Source organism: Alloalcanivorax venustensis, from assembly GCF_047495515.1.
Classification (GTDB): Bacteria; Pseudomonadota; Gammaproteobacteria; order Pseudomonadales; family Alcanivoracaceae; genus Alloalcanivorax; species Alloalcanivorax venustensis.
The window spans coordinates 1600712-1616487 of sequence record NZ_CP179934.1 but is presented as its reverse complement, the minus strand read 5'-3'; the positions used below and the strand labels follow the sequence as shown (position 1 = coordinate 1616487).

General features: G+C 66.9%; 13 protein-coding genes. 9 read left to right on the top strand and 4 right to left on the bottom strand.

The window, feature by feature from the left end:
• Positions 1–64 precede the first annotated feature (64 nt).
• Positions 65–1351 carry an acetyl-CoA C-acetyltransferase gene (locus tag ACMG4O_RS07685; protein WP_142949514.1) on the bottom strand — a complete coding sequence of 429 codons (1287 nt, stop codon included), beginning with the start codon at positions 1349–1351 and terminating at the stop codon, positions 65–67.
• A gap of 200 nt (positions 1352–1551) precedes the next feature.
• Here ACMG4O_RS07685 and ACMG4O_RS07680 point away from each other — a divergent pair, with 200 nt between their 5' ends.
• Positions 1552–2970, top strand: a complete 1419-nt coding sequence (locus ACMG4O_RS07680; RefSeq protein WP_142949515.1) for a 3-oxoacyl-ACP reductase — start codon at positions 1552–1554, stop codon at positions 2968–2970.
• Between the two features lie 133 nt (positions 2971–3103).
• Entirely contained in the window at positions 3104–3658 is a 555-nt protein-coding gene (locus ACMG4O_RS07675) for an FxsA family protein (RefSeq protein WP_414434802.1), read from the top strand.
• 374 nt (positions 3659–4032) lie between these two features.
• Here the strand turns inward: ACMG4O_RS07675 and ACMG4O_RS07670 are convergent, their stop codons facing one another.
• From ACMG4O_RS07670 to ACMG4O_RS07660, 3 genes are all read right to left on the bottom strand, one after another.
• Positions 4033–5061: an AraC family transcriptional regulator gene (locus ACMG4O_RS07670; RefSeq protein WP_142949517.1), complete on the bottom strand. Its 1029-nt coding sequence runs from the start codon at positions 5059–5061 to the stop codon at positions 4033–4035.
• 73 nt (positions 5062–5134) lie between these two features.
• The gene (locus ACMG4O_RS07665) at positions 5135–6256 is read right to left on the bottom strand and encodes a fatty acid desaturase family protein (protein WP_414434801.1); all 1122 of its coding nucleotides are present in this window, start codon (positions 6254–6256) and stop codon (positions 5135–5137) included.
• 11 nt (positions 6257–6267) lie between these two features.
• Complete coding sequence (locus ACMG4O_RS07660) at positions 6268–7362, bottom strand: ferredoxin reductase (protein WP_142949519.1); 1095 nt, start codon at positions 7360–7362, stop codon at positions 6268–6270.
• 243 nt (positions 7363–7605) lie between these two features.
• Here ACMG4O_RS07660 and ACMG4O_RS07655 point away from each other — a divergent pair, with 243 nt between their 5' ends.
• The 7 genes from ACMG4O_RS07655 to selD all read left to right on the top strand — a co-directional run bounded on the left by ACMG4O_RS07655 (position 7606) and on the right by selD (position 15731).
• Entirely contained in the window at positions 7606–8196 is a 591-nt protein-coding gene (locus ACMG4O_RS07655; RefSeq protein ID WP_255442576.1) for a TetR family transcriptional regulator, read from the top strand.
• 150 nt (positions 8197–8346) lie between these two features.
• Positions 8347–9216, top strand: a complete 870-nt coding sequence (locus tag ACMG4O_RS07650) for a MaoC/PaaZ C-terminal domain-containing protein (protein ID WP_414434800.1) — start codon at positions 8347–8349, stop codon at positions 9214–9216.
• A gap of 53 nt (positions 9217–9269) precedes the next feature.
• Entirely contained in the window at positions 9270–10358 is a 1089-nt protein-coding gene (mnmH, locus tag ACMG4O_RS07645; RefSeq protein WP_414434799.1) for a tRNA 2-selenouridine(34) synthase MnmH, read from the top strand.
• A gap of 79 nt (positions 10359–10437) precedes the next feature.
• Entirely contained in the window at positions 10438–11307 is an 870-nt protein-coding gene (locus ACMG4O_RS07640; protein WP_414434798.1) for a putative selenate ABC transporter substrate-binding protein, read from the top strand.
• Positions 11308–11313: 6 nt separating this feature from the next.
• Positions 11314–11991, top strand: a complete 678-nt coding sequence (locus ACMG4O_RS07635) for an ATP-binding cassette domain-containing protein (protein WP_370201901.1) — start codon at positions 11314–11316, stop codon at positions 11989–11991.
• On the top strand, positions 11988–13487 hold the full coding sequence (locus ACMG4O_RS07630; RefSeq protein WP_414434797.1) for a PhnE/PtxC family ABC transporter permease: 1500 nt from the start codon (positions 11988–11990) through the stop codon (positions 13485–13487). The genes ACMG4O_RS07635 and ACMG4O_RS07630 overlap by 4 nt, the downstream gene beginning before the upstream one ends.
• Positions 13488–13529: 42 nt before the next feature.
• On the top strand, positions 13530–15731 hold the full coding sequence (selD, locus tag ACMG4O_RS07625; protein WP_414434796.1) for a selenide, water dikinase SelD: 2202 nt from the start codon (positions 13530–13532) through the stop codon (positions 15729–15731).
• Positions 15732–15776 lie beyond the last annotated feature (45 nt).

The following is a 15776-nucleotide window of genomic DNA, read 5'->3' as shown; positions in this document are numbered from 1 at the left end:
TTCGCGGGCTGGGCCCGCTCCCACAGGGCCCGCTCGCACAGGCCCGGTCCTGCATCGGCAGTGGTTACTTCTCGACGATGGCGACGACGCCCTGGCCGCCGGCGGCGCAGATGGAGATCAGGCAGCGGCCTGAGCCCTTCTCGTTGAGCAGCTTGGCGGCGTTGGCCAGGATGCGCGCGCCGGTGGCGGCGAACGGGTGGCCGGCCGCCAGGGACGAGCCCTTGACGTTGAGCTTGGTCATGTCGATTTCGCCCAGCGGCTTGTCGCGGCCCAGACGTTCCTTGCAGAAGGTTTCGTCGTTCCAGGCTTTCAGGGTGGTGAGCACCTGGGAGGCGAAGGCTTCGTGGATTTCGTAGAAATCGAAGTCCTGCAGGGTCAGGCCGGCGCGGTCGAGCATGCGCGGCACGGCGTAGGCCGGCGCCATCAGCAGGCCTTCTTTCTTGCCGATGAAGTCCACCGCCGCCACTTCGCAGTGGGTCAGGTAGGCCTGCACCGGCAGCCCGCGTTCCTGGGCCCAGTCCTCGGACGCCAGCAGCACGGTGGAGGCGCCGTCGGTGAGCGGGGTGGAGTTGGCGGCGGTCATGGTGCCTTCGGAACCGCCGAACACCGGCTTCAGGGTGCTCAGTTTCTCGATGGTGGAGTCGCCGCGCATGTTGTTGTCGCGCTCGAGACCGTGGAACGGGGTCATCAGGTCGCCCTGCCAGCCCTCTTCATAGGATTTCGCCAGGTTCTGGTGTGAGCGCCAGGCCAGCTCGTCCTGGGCTTCACGGGAAATACCCCACTCGGCGGCGGTGATCGCCTGGTGCTCGCCCATGGACAGGCCGGTGCGCGGCTCGCCGTTCTTGGGGATGTCCGGGATCATCAGCTTGGGGTTGAGCAGCTTGACCGCCTGCTTGAGCTTGTCACCGTTGCTCTTGGCGCGGTTGATCTCCATGAAGATCTTGCGGGCCTGCTCGTTGACGCCCAAGGGCGCGTCGGAGGTGGTGTCCACACCACCGGCCACGGCGCAGTCCACCTGGCCGAGGGCGATCTTGTTGGCCACCAGGATGGCCGCTTCCAGGCCGGTGCCGCAGGCTTGCTGCAGGTCGTAGGCGGGGGTTTCCGGCGCCAGCTTGGAGCCCAGCACGCACTCGCGCACCAGGTTGAAGTCCTTGGCGTGCTTCATCACGGCGCCGGCGGCCACTTCACCCATGCGCTCGCCGTGGAGTTTGAAACGATCCACCAGGCCGTTGAGCGCGGCGGTCAGCATTTCCTGGTTGTCGACCTCGAAATAAGCGGTATTGGAGCGGGCAAAGGGAATGCGGTTGCCGCCCACAATGGCCACCTTGCGTACGTTGTCGCCTGCCAGCATAGTAATTCCTCCACAGTGGCGTCGGGGAGGCCGGAGTGGCCGGCCCGAGTGCCCAGGTTAACAGATGAGCGCAGTCTATCGCCCAACGGGCGGGCCTCATTGGCTTCGGCGCCTCCCGGCCTTCCCGTGCCGGTCAATACACCCTTCACACACGGGTGCTTCAATACGCCCCCTACGAATGCTCGGCAAAGGACACGACCATGAGCGATACCTATCAGGCAATTGCCAACTCCCCCATGGGCAAGGCCGTTTTCAGCGCCATTAATCTGCCCATCCCGGTGATTCTCGAACGCTGGCAGCCCGGCCAGAAATCCTTTATCAGCGGTGGCGTGCTGGTGGGTGCCGCGCCCGGATCCAGCGCCGTGGACACGGTGTTCGCCACGCTCAAGGGCGCCCCGGAGGCCAAACCGGCGGTGTTGGCCAACACCCGCAACGCCAACGACCTGCAGAAGCAGGCGGCGGCGGCCGGCCTCAACACCGACAACTACACCGCCACCCGCGAAGACGACAGCAAATTCAAGGCGCTGGTCTTCGACGCCACCGGTATCGAAAGCCCGGATGACCTCAAAGCGCTGTGGGAATTCTTCCAGCCGGTGATCAAAAAACTGGATAAATGCGGCCGTGTGATCGTCATCGGGCGCACCCCGGAAACCCTGAGCGGCGCCGCCCGCGTCGCCCAGCGCGGCCTGGAAGGCTTCACCCGCTCGGTGGGCAAGGAAATCAAACGCGGCGCCACGGTACAGCTGGTGTACTGCGAAGCCGGCGCGGAAAGCCAGCTGGCCTCGCCGCTGCACTTCTTCCTGTCGCCGAAATCCGCCTATGTGTCGGCGCAGGTGGTGCGCGTGGGCCCCGCCGGCTTCGACGCTCAAAGCTTTGACTGGGATAAGCCGCTGGCCGGCAAGAAAGCCCTGGTCACCGGCGGCTCGCGCGGCATCGGCGCGTCCATCGCCCGGGTGCTCGCCCGCGACGGCGCCGAAGTGACGGTGCTGGACATCCCGCCGATGGCCGAAGACCTGAACAAGGTGGCCGAGGAGATCGGCGGCCAGAGTCTGGAACTGGACATCACCGCCGACGACGCGCCGCGCGTGATCGCCGACGCCGCCAAGAAAATGGGCGGCCTGGATATCCTGGTGCACAACGCCGGCGTCACCCGCGACAAGATGCTCGGCAACATGCCCGAGGGTCACTGGGACATGGTGATGAACATCAACATCGCCAGCCAGCTGCGCATCAACGAGCAACTGGTGGCCGACGGCGCCATGGGCGAAGGCGGTCGCATCGTGTCGATCAGCTCCATCGCCGGCATCGCCGGCAACCTGGGCCAGACCAACTACGGCACCTCCAAGGCCGCGGTGATCGGCATGATCGACACCTACTCCGAGGAGTACGCGGACAAGGGCATCACCGTGAACGCGGTGGCGCCGGGCTTCATCGAAACGCAGATGACCGCCGCCATCCCCTTCACCATCCGCGAAGCCGGCCGGCGCATGAACGCCATGAGCCAGGGCGGCCAGCCGGTGGACGTGGCGGAAACCATCTCGTTCTTCGCCAGCCCCGCCTCCCAGGGCCTCACCGGCAACGTGGTGCGCGTCTGCGGCCAGATGATGCTGGGCGCCTGATCGGCCTGGCGTAGAAAGCTTGTGGGAGCGGCCCCGCCCGCTCCCACCTCCTTTTCGACTTGAAACTCCCCTTCCCCACCGCCATCTAACCTTGAACGGCACTCACTCGCCGCAATGAATTTCCGAGGTTTCGATGGGTTTCGGTCGCGTTTTCCTGACCATTTTCGTGCTCGCCCTGGTGGAGGTCATGGTATTGGCCGCCGTGGCGGACTTTATCGGCTGGCCGATCACCATTCTGATGGTGGTGGTCACCGCCCTGCTGGGCACCGCCCTGTTCCGCAGTCAGGGCCTGCAGACCTGGCAACGGCTTAACCAGCGCATGAACCAGGGTGAAATGCCCGGCCGGGAGCTGGCCGAAGGCATGATGCTGCTGCTCGGCGGCGCCTTCCTGATTACCCCCGGGTTTATCACCGACGCCCTGGGCTTCGCCCTGCTGCTGCCGTTTTCACGGCGCGCCATGGCGGACTACCTGGTGCGCAAGGGCACCTTGCAGACCTTCACCGCCCGTGGCGGCCAGGGCGGCGGCGCCTTCTTCTATCAGAGCCGCACGGTCTATCCCGGCGGATCGCGGCCCGGCCAGTCCGGGCCCGGCTCCGCCAATGACCCCGCCCACCGGCCCGGCCCCGGCGAGCGCCCCGGCGTCACCATCGAGGGCGAAGCCGACGAGCCCGACGACCCCCGCCGATAACGAGGTGCGCCTTCCCTAGGCGGGCTCTCTCCAGCCGGGGACGCGGGTCTGTGTGCGGCCCTTGTGGGAGCGGGCCCTGCCCGCGAAAGGGAGCGAAGCTCCCGGCAGGATTCCAGAGACCTGGTTCTTCGGGTGTTCGGTGCTCCGTATCCGAGACGCGGTGCAATGGTGGTGCCTTCCGGGACCGCTCAAGTCGTCCCTGATCGCTGTTAGTTTGGCCGTCCCTGGCCAAACAGCTCCCTCCAGGCACCACCATTGCCCCGCTCACTGGGTAGCGTCACCGCCACGGGTCAGATCCACCCTTTCAGAGAGGCGCTAGGACCTTTCAATTTCCAAAGGAGCACCGGGATCGGGTGGGCCCGCTCCAGCAAGAATCAGAGTTTGGCGGCGGCTTCGGCGGCGTCTTCTTCGGCTTTGAGTTTGCGGTACTCGATGGGGGTCATGCCGACCCAGCGCTTGAAGGCGCGGTAAAAGGTGGAGGGCTCGGAGAAGCCGGTGAGGTAGACGATTTCGTCGATGGATTCGTCGGTGCCGGCCAGCAGGCGCTTGGCCAGCTTGCAGCGGTAGTCGGCCACCAGCTGGTTGAAGTTGGTGCCGGCGTCGGCGAGCCGGGTGCGCAGCTGGCGGGCTTTGATGCCCAGGCGCTCGGCCACTTCTTCCAGGTTGGCGTGGCCGGATTCCAGCAGCTCGGCGATCAGCCGGTTCACCTGGGCCACCAGGTCCTGCTTCTCCAGGCGCGCCACCTGCTCGCTGGCGAGCTGCTCGTGCAGACGCAGCAGCTCCGGCTCGTGGTGGGCGGAGGGCAGCGCCATCAGGCGGGAGTCGAAATAGACGCCCACGGACGGCATGCCGAATTTCACCGGGCAGCCGAAGGCGCGCTCGTACTCGGCCTTGTCGGCGTGGTGTTCGTGGCCGAAGTGGACTTCCAGGGGCTCGAAGGCGTCGTCGGTGACGAAGCGGAAGAACTTGATCAGCCCCATCATCACGCATTCGTTGAGGTGCGCCAGGCGGCGGCCCCAGAACGGCTGACGCAGGAAGACCCGCTCGCCCTCTTCGAACAGTTCGGCCCGGGCCGCGTCGGAGAGCAGCCGCTGGTAGCTGAGCGCGCGGTGCAGGCCCTCGCCGAAGGTGGGGCTGGAGAGAAACAGATACTCCAGCACCTGGCCCTTGTAGACGGGCATGTGCTTGCCCAGATGCAGGCCCACATGCTCGTCGTTGGAGACCTTCGCCAACGCCTCCCAGAACCATTCCTGGCCATCGTGGGGCGTGCGCAGATCCGGCACGTTCAATATGGACGGGTCCAGGCCCAGCTCGGCCAGTACCGCGTCGGCATCAATGCCGGCGTTGAGCATGGCCCGGTAGGCCATGCGCAGAAGCACGCCGGAATCGGTCAGTTCTGCCATCCTGTTGCGACTTCCCCAAACGGTAAATACCAAGTGGTGAGACTAGCACACCGTCCGGGGACCCGGAACCGCTTCACACCGTGGCGTTTTTCGGCTTGCGCCGGGACGGCAGCGCCAGGCGGTTAATCCGCTTGAGCACGGTGCCGAACTGGCGGCTCAGACGGCCGCTGTTGTAGTGCAGACCGTAGCGCTCGGCGATCTCGCGCACCTTGGGCGCCACCTGCTTGTAGCGGTTGGACGGCATGTCCGGGAACAGGTGGTGCTCGATCTGGTGGCTGAGGTTGCCGGACATGATGTGGAACAGCGGGCCGCCTTCCAGGTTCGAGGAGCCCAGCAGCTGGCGCAGGTACCATTGGCCGCGGGTCTCGTTCTCGATTTCCGCCTCGCTGAACATTTCCGCGTGCTCGGTGAAATGGCCGCAGAAAATGATCAGGTACGACCACAGGTTGCGGGTCAGGTTGGCGGTGGCGTTGCCCGCCAGCACCCAGGGGGCGAACGGGCCGGCCAGCAGCGGGAACAGCAGATAGTCCTTGCCCACCTGCTTGCGCACCTTCTTCATGATCTTGCGGCGCTGCGCGCGGTATTCGGCGAAGCTTTTCTCGCCCTTGAGCACGCGCTCCACTTCCAGGTCGTGGAACGCCACGCCCCACTGGAACAAAGAGGCCAGCACCCAGTTATAGGCGGGCTGGAACAGGTAGGCCGGGTTCCAGCGCTGCTCTTCGGACATGCGCATGATGCCGTAGCCCACGTCCCGGTCCTTGCCGACCACGTTGGTGAAGGTGTGGTGCATGTAGTTGTGCGAATGCTTCCACTGCTCCGCCGGGCAGGTGTTGTCCCAGTCGTAGGTGGAGGAATCCAGCGCCGGGTCACCCAGCCAGTCCCACTGGGCGTGCATCACGTTGTGGCCGATCTCCATGTTTTCCAGAATCTTCGACACCGACAGCAGCGCGGTGCCGGCCAGCCAGGCCGGCGGCAGCACGCCCAGGAACAGCAGGCCGCGGCCGGCCAGCTCCATGCCTTTCTGGGTGCGCACCAGACGGCGGATGTAGCGCGCGTCCTGCTCGCCCAGATCCACCATGATCTCTTCACGCAGGGCGTCGATTTCGCGGCCGAAGGCGTCCACCTGGGAGCGCGTCAGCGTCACGCCCGGGCGTTCGAATACGATGGGGTCGAAATGATCTACTTTGGCATTCATAGCGTGCCTCCTTAGAGATCCAGTTCCACGTCGCCCTCGGCGGCGTGGACACAAATACGAACTTCCTGGCCGTTCAACTCGCGGCTTTCGCCGCTCTGCAGGTCGCGCACCCGGCCCTTGCTCACCTTGCACTTGCAGGTGTGGCAGATGCCCATGCGGCAACCGTGCTTGGGCTTGAGGCCGGCCTGCTCCGCCGCTTCCAGCAGCGACACCCCGGCGGCGGCCTCGGCCTGGCCGCCGGTGCGCGAGAAGTGCAGCCGGCCGCCTTCACCGGCCACCACCGGCGCCGCTTTGAAACGCTCATGGAACAGCGGCGCGCGGCCGTGTTCGCCGTGCCAATCCATCACCGTGTCGAGAAAGCCGGCCGGCCCGCAGGTGAAAACGGTGTGCGCGGCGGCATCGGCGATGTTATCCGTGAGCCAGTGTTCATCCAGACGGCCGGCCTGGTCGCCGTCGCGCGGGCTGTCGCCGCTGAGGACGAGACGCAGGTCGAGGCGCGGATCGCGGCGCAATTGCGCCAGGGAGTCGCTCAGCATCAGGTCCCGGTAGCGGCGTTCGAAGTGCACCCAGGTCACTTTGCCGTCGAAGTTGGACGCGAGCAGGGACTTCACGATACTGTGAACAGGTGTAATCCCGGAGCCCGCAGTGACCATCAGAAGGCGCTCCGGCACCGGGTCCGGCAGCACGAATTCGCCGGCCGGTTCGGCCAGGGTGAGCAGGTCGCCCTCCCGGCAACGGTTGACCAGATGGTCGCTGACGCCGCCACGGCCCTGGCGCTTCACGCTGATGGTGGGCGCGCCGCCGGGGGCCGAGGACAGGGAGAAGCAGCGTTGATGCCGCACGCCTTCGATCTCCACGCCCAGCAGAACATGCTGACCGGCGCGGTGGCCTTTCCAAAGGCGGTTGGGTTGCAGGGTCAGGGTCACCGCCTGGTCACTCTCGCGCTGCACGCCGATCACCCGGGCGCGTATTTCGCGGGCGGACTGCAGCGGATCGAACAGGGCCAGATAGTCCTCCGGGTCGAACGGCGTGCTGAGCGCCTTGCCGAGACGACGGATCAGGCCCGGAGTACCGGATTGTGAATTTGAAGCGGTGATGACGTTCATGCCAACTCCCGTTTGTGTACAGTTGTGCACTTTGTACCGAAGCGGGGCGCCAATGTCAACACATGTACACTTATACTTTTTTACACAGTAAAATCAACCAGTTGTCTGTATCCGGCCGGGGATTTTCAATAACATGGCGAAAATGCGGAGAATAAAAACGATGACTCGGGAGCAAAAACCATGAGCAGAGAGACTCCGACTCGGGGACGGCGGCCCAAGAGGGGGCGAACTCGCCAGGCGCTCATGGATGCGGCCCTGGATCTGGTGGCCAAGAAAGCCCCGTTCTCTTCCTTGAGCCTGCGTGAAGTGACCAAACGCGCCGGGGTGGTGCCCACCGCCTTTTATCGCCATTTCCCGGACATGAGCGCCCTGGGCCTGACCCTGCTGGACGAGTCCTTTCGCACCCTGCGCCAGATGATGCGTGAAGTGCGCCAGCAGGAACTGCCCAACGAACGCATGATCCGCGGGTCGATGGAGACCTTCTTCACCTACGTGCGCAATAACCGCACCCATTTCCTGTTCGTTTCAAAGGAGCTGTACGGCGGCTCGGCCACCATGCGCCAGGCCATCCGCCGTGAAATCCGCTTGTTCGTCAGTGAGCTGGCGATGGATATGGCGCGCTTTCCGTTCCTGGTGCGGGTCAACGCCGAGGACCTGCAGATGATGGCGTCCCTGGTGGTCAACAGTGTGGTCGCCCTGACCCAGGAAATGCTGGAGCTGGACGAAGACGACGACGCCGGCCAGCACGAGATGCTGATCATGGCGGAGAAACAGGTGCGCCTGATTTACTTCGGGGTGGCCCAGTGGCGCTCCGACACCCCGCCGCGCACCTGATCCGCCGGGATTGATAGGCCTGCTCGGGGGCTCCCCCAGGCGATACGGCCAATCCAGGCCGCTCTTCACACTGCCTATACTGTCCCCAATTTGCCGACGCCGCTGTTGTCACGCGGCGTCGGCCGTATTGGAGAGATCAAGGACGCTGTTATGAGTGACGTGAACTTCCGCGAGCTGCGCCACGCCCCGGCAATGCCGGTCAATTTCGCCAAGGCGGTGATGCGTGCCCGGGTGAAGCCCGGCAAAAACCCGCAACTGCCCAATGTCGGCCTGCGCCTCAACGATGTGGGCCTGGACGCCGGGCACCTGGCCGCCTACCGCAAGGTCTGCGGGTTCAGCGACGACGGCCGCCTGCCGGTCACCTACCCGCACATCCACGCCTTTCCGCTGCACATGGCGCTGATGATGGAGGACGGCTTCCCGTTCCCGGCCATGGGCCTGGTGCACGTGCGCAACAGCATCACCCAGTACCGCCCCATCGCCGAGCGCGAGCAGCTCAACATCAAATGCTACCTGGGCAACCTGACCCAGGTGGAAAAAGGCTACGAGTTTTCCATCTTCACGGTGGTCAGCACCGGCGGCGAACGGGTCTGGGCCAGCGAATCGGTGAACTTCTTCCGCGGCGGCGGCAGCGGCGTGAAGGCCGACAAGGGCTCGCGAGGCACCCCGGAACCGGTCACCGACGCCATTGAATGGAAGGTCCCCGGCAACACCGGCCGCCGTTACGGCGCCGTGTCCGGCGACCGCAACCCGATCCACCTCTACCCGCTGACCGCCAAGCTGTTCGGCTTCAAACGCCAGATCGCCCACGGCATGTGGTCCAAGGCCCGCGCCCTGGGGCAGCTGCAACACGAGCTGCCCGAGGAAGCCTTCACCGTGGCGGTGCAGTTCAAGGTGCCGATGTTCATTCCGGCCACGGTGAAGTTCGCCCGCAAAGAAAAGGACGGCGGCCTCGATTTCCGCGTGGTCGCCAAGGACGGCGTCAAACCGCACCTCACCGGCCAGCTGCGCCCGGCCTGAGCCTTGTAGGAGCTTGCAGCCAGGGACGGCTCAGGCTGCTAGAATCTCCCGCCATGGACGACACTCGAGACTACGCCGGGCTGTTTCTCGGCGACATTCCCTTACTGGACGTGCGCGCGCCGGTGGAATTCGCCAAGGGCGCCTTCCCCACCGCCAGCAACCTGCCGCTGCTCGACGATGACGAGCGGCACCGGGTGGGTATCCGCTACAAGCAGCAGGGCCAGCAGGCGGCCATCGATCTCGGCAACGAACTGGTCAGCGGCCGCAAGAAGAGCGCCCGCCTGGACGCCTGGCAGGAGTGGCACCGCGCCCATCCTGACGGCTATCTGTACTGTTTCCGTGGCGGCCTGCGCAGCCGCACCACCCAGGCCTGGCTGGACCAGGCCGGCGTGCATGTGCCGCTGGTGGTGGGCGGCTACAAGGCGATGCGCCGCTTCCTGCTCGACCGGCTCAAGCACAACCTGCGCCACCTGCCCATGGTGGTGCTCAGTGGCCGCACCGGCTGCGGCAAGACGCGTCTTATCGAACGGCTGACCGACGCCATCGATCTGGAAGGGATGGCCCACCATCGCGGCTCGGCGTTCGGCCGCCGACCGGCGGGCCAGCCCAGCCAGATCGATTTCGAGAACCGCCTGGCCATCGCCCTGCTCAAGCATCAGCACCGGGGCCCGGCGCCGGTGGTGGTGGAAGACGAAGGCAAGCTGATCGGCCGCTGCTATGTGCCGGACGATCTGCAGGCGCGCATCCGCCAGTCGCCGCGCGTGGTCATCGACGAACCGCTGGAAGCCCGCGTGCGGGTGACGCTGGAGGACTACGTCACCGGACCGCTGGACGAATACAGCCGCCACTACGGCGAAGCGCAGGCGTTCGAGCGGCTGGCCGAGGCGCTGCTCGCCGCCCTCGACCGCATCCGCAAACGGCTGGGCGGCGCCCGCCATCAGTATCTGCGCGGCGAATTGGAAGCGGCGCTGGACCAGCAGCGCCACGGCGGCGACGTGGAGCGCCACCGGGTGTGGATCCGCGAACTGCTGAGCGGCTACTACGACCCCATGTACGATTACATGCTACAACGCCGGGACGGCCCGATTCTCTTTCAGGGCAGCCGGGCGCAAGTGATGGAATATCTGAGCCACCGCGGATAGCCGGACACGCGGCGGTGAAGGGCCTGTTCACACCGGCCCTAGTACGTCCGGTAATACTCCCTATTGAACGGAGCCGACAATGATCAAACCCCTTCTGGCCACGGCCTGCGCCGTGCTGCTGCTGGCCGCCTGTGATTCCCGCGAACCGGCGCAAACCTTCACCTTCACCGCGATCCCCGACCAGGACGAGTCACGCCTGGAACAACGCTTCGGCAAAGTGGCCGAGCACCTGGAAGAGGCGCTCGGCGTGCCGGTGAAATACGTGCCGGTGAAGTCCTACCCGGCGGCGGTCACCGCCTTCCGCAACGACGAAGTGCAGATGGCCTGGTTCGGCGGCCTGTCCGGGGTTCAGGCCCGGCGCCTGGTGCCCGGCTCGCAAGCCATTGCCCAGGGCCAGGAAGACACCGCCTTCAAATCCTATTTCATCGCCAACAGCAGCACCGGCCTGGAGCCCGGCGACAGTCTGCCCGACGCCTTCGCCGAGCAGCCGTCGTTCACTTTCGGCTCCAAGGGCAGCACCTCCGGCCGGCTGATGCCCGAGTACTACTTCCGCGAACGCTTCGGCGCGCCGCCCCAGGAGCTGATCGACAAGGTCGGCTTCAGCGGCGACCACAGCCGCACCCTGTCGCTGGTGGAAAGCGGCGCCTACGCCACCGGCGCGCTCAACTATCAGGTCTGGGACCAGGCCCTGGCGGACGGCGACATCGACACCGACAAGGTGCAGGTGATCTGGGAAACCCCCGCCTACCCGGACTACCACTGGACCGTGCGCGGCGACCTGGACCAGCGCTTCGGCGACGGCTTCAGCCAGCGGGTCACCGAGGTGCTGCTGGCGATCGACGACCCGGAGCTGCTCGAGGCCTTCCCGCGCAGCGCCTTCGTGCCCGCCGACAACGATGACTACCAGGCCATCGAAGACACCGCCGAAAGCATCGGCCTGCTGGATTGAACCGCTGTGAACGCCAGTGAAGCGCCGGCGCCCCTGTTCCACTTCCGGGGCGCCCGGCTCGGCCACGGCCGCGAGACGGTATTCCCCGCCCTGGATCTGACCGTCCGGCGCGGCGAAACCGTGGCCCTGCTGGGCCCGTCCGGCAGCGGCAAGTCCACCCTGCTGGCGGCGCTGCGGCGCCAGCGGGAAACGCTGTGCGCCTGGTGCCCCCAGGAGCAGGCGCTGGTGCCCATGCTCAGCGTGTTCCACAACATCTACATGGGCGGCCTGCACCGCTTCGGCACCTGGCGCAATCTGCGCGCGCTGGTGCATCCCACGGCGGCCCAGCGCGACAGCGTCGCCGCCGTGGCGGAAAGCCTGGGGCTGGCCGAAAAGCTGTTCACCAGCGTCGACCGCCTGTCCGGCGGCCAGGCCCAGCGCACCGCCCTGGGCCGGGCCCTGTTCACGGAGCGGCCGGTGCTGCTGGCCGACGAACCGGTCTCCAATCTGGACGAACACCAGGGCCTGGCGCTGCTCCGCGACACCCTGCGCCGCCACGACAGCGCCGTGGTCGCCATGCACGACCGCGCCCTGGCGCTGGCCTGCTTTGAGCGGGTGATCGGTCTGCGCCATGGCGAGACGGTGCTGGACGCGCCCTCCGCGTCACTGACGCTGGCCGACCTGGACCGCCTCTACCTGCCATGAACCGCCCCGACCCGACCTTCACCACCACCGCCGCCGGCTGGCGCCGCGCCAGCGGCTGGCTGGGGCTGGCCGGGCTGATCGCGTTCGCCTGCGCCGATCTGGAAGTCACCCGCGGCGACCCGGGCGCGGAAATGATGCGCGTGGGCCTGGGCCTGCTGCGCCCGGACTTCCTGGCCACCGAGGGGCTCGGCCGGGCGCTGGCCAACACCCTGGCGTTCGCGTTCCAGGGCGTCGCCCTGGGCGCCGCCGCCGGCTTTTTGCTGGCGTTGTTCTGGCACCGCCGGGCGGTGCGCGCCGGCGCCGCCTCGGTGCGCGCCGTCCACGAGCTGTTCTGGGGGCTGCTGCTGATGCAGGTCACCGGCCTGTCCACGCTCACCGGCGTGCTTGCCATCGCCCTGCCCTACGCCGGCATCTTCGCCAAGGTGTTCGGCGAATTCCTGGAAGAAGCGGACCCGGCGCCGGCGGTTGCCCTGCCCGACGAGCGGCGCCGCCTGGGCCGCTTTTTCTATGCCCGCCTGCCTTTGATCTGGGCGTCCTGCAAGGCCTACACCGGTTACCGCCTGGAGTGCGCGTTGCGCGCCTCGGCGATCCTCGGCTTTATCGGCCTGCCGACCCTGGGCTTTCACCTGGAGACCGCGTTCCGCGAAGGCCATTACGGCGAAGGCGCGGCGCTGCTTTATCTGCTGTTTATGCTGATTCTGACTCTGCGCTTCTGGCTGCGCCCGCTGCTGCTGCCGGTCTACCTGCTGGCCGCGCTGATCTGGGCGCCGCCGGTGTGGACCGGCAGCCTGCAAACGCTGGTGCGCTTCGTCACCGAGGACCTGGTGCCCGCGCCGCTGAAAAACGACGGCGGTGTCGCCGAGCTGTGGGTGTGGCTGGGCACGCTGTGGTCCGAACAGATCGGCCCCGGGGTCTGGCACACCCTGGTGCTGGGCCTGGCCGCCCTGCTGCTGACGGCGTTGCTGGCGCTGGTGCTGTTTCCGCTGCGCTCACCGCTGTTCGGCAATCGCGTCAGCCGGGGGCTGGGCCATTTCATTCTGGTGGTGTTGCGCACCACGCCGGAATTCTTCCTGGCGTTTTTCTTTCTGATCATGCTGGGCCCGTCCATGCTGCCGGGCATCCTCGCCCTGGGCCTGCACACCGGAGCGATCATCGCGCACCTTACCGCCCGTTTCAGCGAAGGGCTGACCCTGCGCGACGACAGCCCCCGGGGGCTCAACCGCTACGCCTTCGAGGTGCTGCCCCGGTTGTACCCGAACTTTCTCGCCTTTTTGCTCTACCGCTGGGAGATCATCATGCGCGAGACCGCGGTGCTGGGTATCCTGGGCATTCATACCCTGGGTTTTTATATTGATTCCAGCGTCGCCGAGTTCCGCTTTGACCGCACCCTGGTTTTGATTCTCGCCACCGTCGGCCTGAATCTGGGCGTGGACGCCTTCTCGCGCTGGTTGCGCGGGCGCCTGCGCCTGTCCACCCGTGGCCAGCCCGTGGAATGAATGAGCAATGAGACGCACCGCCATGACCGACAGGAGAACCGCATGCTGACCCCTTCCGCCACCCAGGATCTGATCATGGTCGGCGGCGGCCACAGCCACGCGTTGGCGCTGCGCATGCTGGCCATGAAACCGGTGCCCGGGCTGCGTCTGACCCTGGTCTCCCCGGACAGCCTGAGCGCCTATTCCGGCATGCTGCCGGGGCTGGTCGCCGGCCACTACCGTCTGGAAGAGACGCACATTGATCTGCAGCGTCTCTGCCAGGCCACCGGCACGCGCTTTATCCGCGCCCGCGCGGTACGGCTCAAGCCCGAGCAGCGGCGGCTCTACCTGGACGACGGCACCCACCTGGAATACGACCTGGTGAGCCTGGACGTGGGCGCCACCCCCAATCTCACCGCCGTGCCCGGCGCCGAGCAACACGCGGTGGCGGTGAAACCGGTGGCGGATTTTCACCGCCGCTGGCAGGCGTTGCGGGACGAACTGGCGGAGCGGGACAGGCCGGCGGCGATCACCGTGGTGGGCGGCGGCGCCGGCGGCACCGAGATGGCGCTGGCGGTGGCCCACGCCCTGGGCGACCGCGCCGGCGTCAGCCTGGTCACCGCCGGGGCGCTGCTGCCGGGCTTTCCCGCCGGCGTGCGCCGCCGCATGACCCGGCGCCTGGCGGCGCGCGGCGTGACCCTGCACAGCCACACACCGGTGCGGCAGGTGCAGGCGCAACGCCTGCTCAGCGATGACCGCGAGCTGCCGCACGACTTTCTGCTCTGGTGCACCGGCGTGCGGGCCGCTTCCTGGCTGTCGGACAGCGGGCTGCCCTGCGACGACCAGGGCTTCGTGCGCGTCAACGACACCCTGCAAAGCCCGGCCGACGCGCGGGTATTCGCCGCCGGCGACTGCGCCGCCTTTCCCGGCGATCTGCCCAAGGCCGGCGTTTACGCGGTACGCCAGGCGAAAATCCTGGCGCGCAATCTGGCCGCCGCCGCCCAGGGCCAGCCGCTGGAGCCGTACCGCCCGCAACGGCGTTTTCTGTCGCTGCTGTCCGCCGGCGGCCGTGACGCCGTGGGCAGCCGGGGCGGCGGCCCGGCGCTGGCCGGCGGCTGGGTGTGGCGCTGGAAGGACCGGCTGGACCGGGACTTCATGGACAAATTCGACCGCCGGCTGCCGCGCATGGACGCCGCCGCCCGGGCCGGCGCCCCGGACGACACCCTGCACTGCGCCGGCTGCGGCGCCAAGGTGGGGGCGCAATCGTTAAGCGAGGCCCTGGCGGCGCTCGACCCGGTGATCCGCGAGGACATCGAGGCGGGCGTGGACCACGCCGACGACGCCGCCGTGATTCGCTGGCCGGCGGACCAGCGGCTGGTGCAAAGCCTGGACTATTTTCCCGCCTTCGTGGACGAGCCCTATCTGTTCGGGCGCATCGCCGCGCTGCACAGCCTCAGCGATCTGTTCGCCATGAACGCGGCGCCCCACTCCGCCCTGGCCACGGTTTGCATGCCGCGCCACCATCCCCGCCTGCAAAGCCGCGATCTGCACCGCCTGATGGCCGGGGCGCTGAAGGAATTGAACGCGGCCCGCTGCACCCTGGTGGGCGGGCATACCATCGAAGGGCCGCAGATGGCGGCCGGGTTCACGGTCAACGGCGCCGCGCCACCGGCGGACCTGTGGCATAAAAGCGGCGCCCGGCCCGGCGACGTGCTGATTCTCACCAAGTCCCTGGGCACCGGCATTCAACTGGCCGGCCTGATGCACGACCTCAGTCGCGGCCCCTGGCTGGACGCCACGCTCGACAGCATGCTGCGCAGCAACGGCCTGGCCCGGGACGCCATGGCGCCGCTGGCGCCCAATGCCTGCACCGACATCACCGGCTTCGGCCTGCTCGGCCACCTGCTAGAGCTGTGCGAGCAAAGCAACCTGGACGCGCGCCTGGACCTGGACGGCCTGTCGCTGTTGCCGGGCACCGAAGAGCTGGTGGCGCGGGGCGTGGTGAGCACCCTGAAGCCGGCCAACGACCAGGTGCTGACACGCTGCGAGCACGGCGACATCGCCGACGACGATCCGCGTCTGGCGGCGGCCACCGATCCACAGACCAGTGGCGGCCTGCTGTTCTCGGTGGATCCGGGCCTGCGCGACGCCGCCCTGGCGGCTTTGGCACAGGCCGGCGTGAAGGCGGCGGTGATTGGTGAAATGAGTGTAAAAGATCACAAAGCTTTAACTTGCATAACCCTGAACAGGAACGCGCCGTGCTAGCCTTGAGCCACGTTTTTTAAGTGGAGCGATGTCGATGAAAAAGCA

Coding starts and splice junctions, on each gene's coding strand:
- ACMG4O_RS07685 (WP_142949514.1), bottom strand. CDS start 1,351: ATGCTGGCAGGCGACAACGTACGCAAGGTGGCCATTGTGGGCGGCAAC.
- ACMG4O_RS07680 (WP_142949515.1), top strand. CDS start 1,552: ATGAGCGATACCTATCAGGCAATTGCCAACTCCCCCATGGGCAAGGCC.
- ACMG4O_RS07675 (WP_414434802.1), top strand. CDS start 3,104: ATGGGTTTCGGTCGCGTTTTCCTGACCATTTTCGTGCTCGCCCTGGTG.
- ACMG4O_RS07670 (WP_142949517.1), bottom strand. CDS start 5,061: ATGGCAGAACTGACCGATTCCGGCGTGCTTCTGCGCATGGCCTACCGG.
- ACMG4O_RS07665 (WP_414434801.1), bottom strand. CDS start 6,256: ATGAATGCCAAAGTAGATCATTTCGACCCCATCGTATTCGAACGCCCG.
- ACMG4O_RS07660 (WP_142949519.1), bottom strand. CDS start 7,362: ATGAACGTCATCACCGCTTCAAATTCACAATCCGGTACTCCGGGCCTG.
- ACMG4O_RS07655 (WP_255442576.1), top strand. CDS start 7,606: ATGGATGCGGCCCTGGATCTGGTGGCCAAGAAAGCCCCGTTCTCTTCC.
- ACMG4O_RS07650 (WP_414434800.1), top strand. CDS start 8,347: ATGAGTGACGTGAACTTCCGCGAGCTGCGCCACGCCCCGGCAATGCCG.
- mnmH (WP_414434799.1), top strand. CDS start 9,270: ATGGACGACACTCGAGACTACGCCGGGCTGTTTCTCGGCGACATTCCC.
- ACMG4O_RS07640 (WP_414434798.1), top strand. CDS start 10,438: ATGATCAAACCCCTTCTGGCCACGGCCTGCGCCGTGCTGCTGCTGGCC.
- ACMG4O_RS07630 (WP_414434797.1), top strand. CDS start 11,988: ATGAACCGCCCCGACCCGACCTTCACCACCACCGCCGCCGGCTGGCGC.
- selD (WP_414434796.1), top strand. CDS start 13,530: ATGCTGACCCCTTCCGCCACCCAGGATCTGATCATGGTCGGCGGCGGC.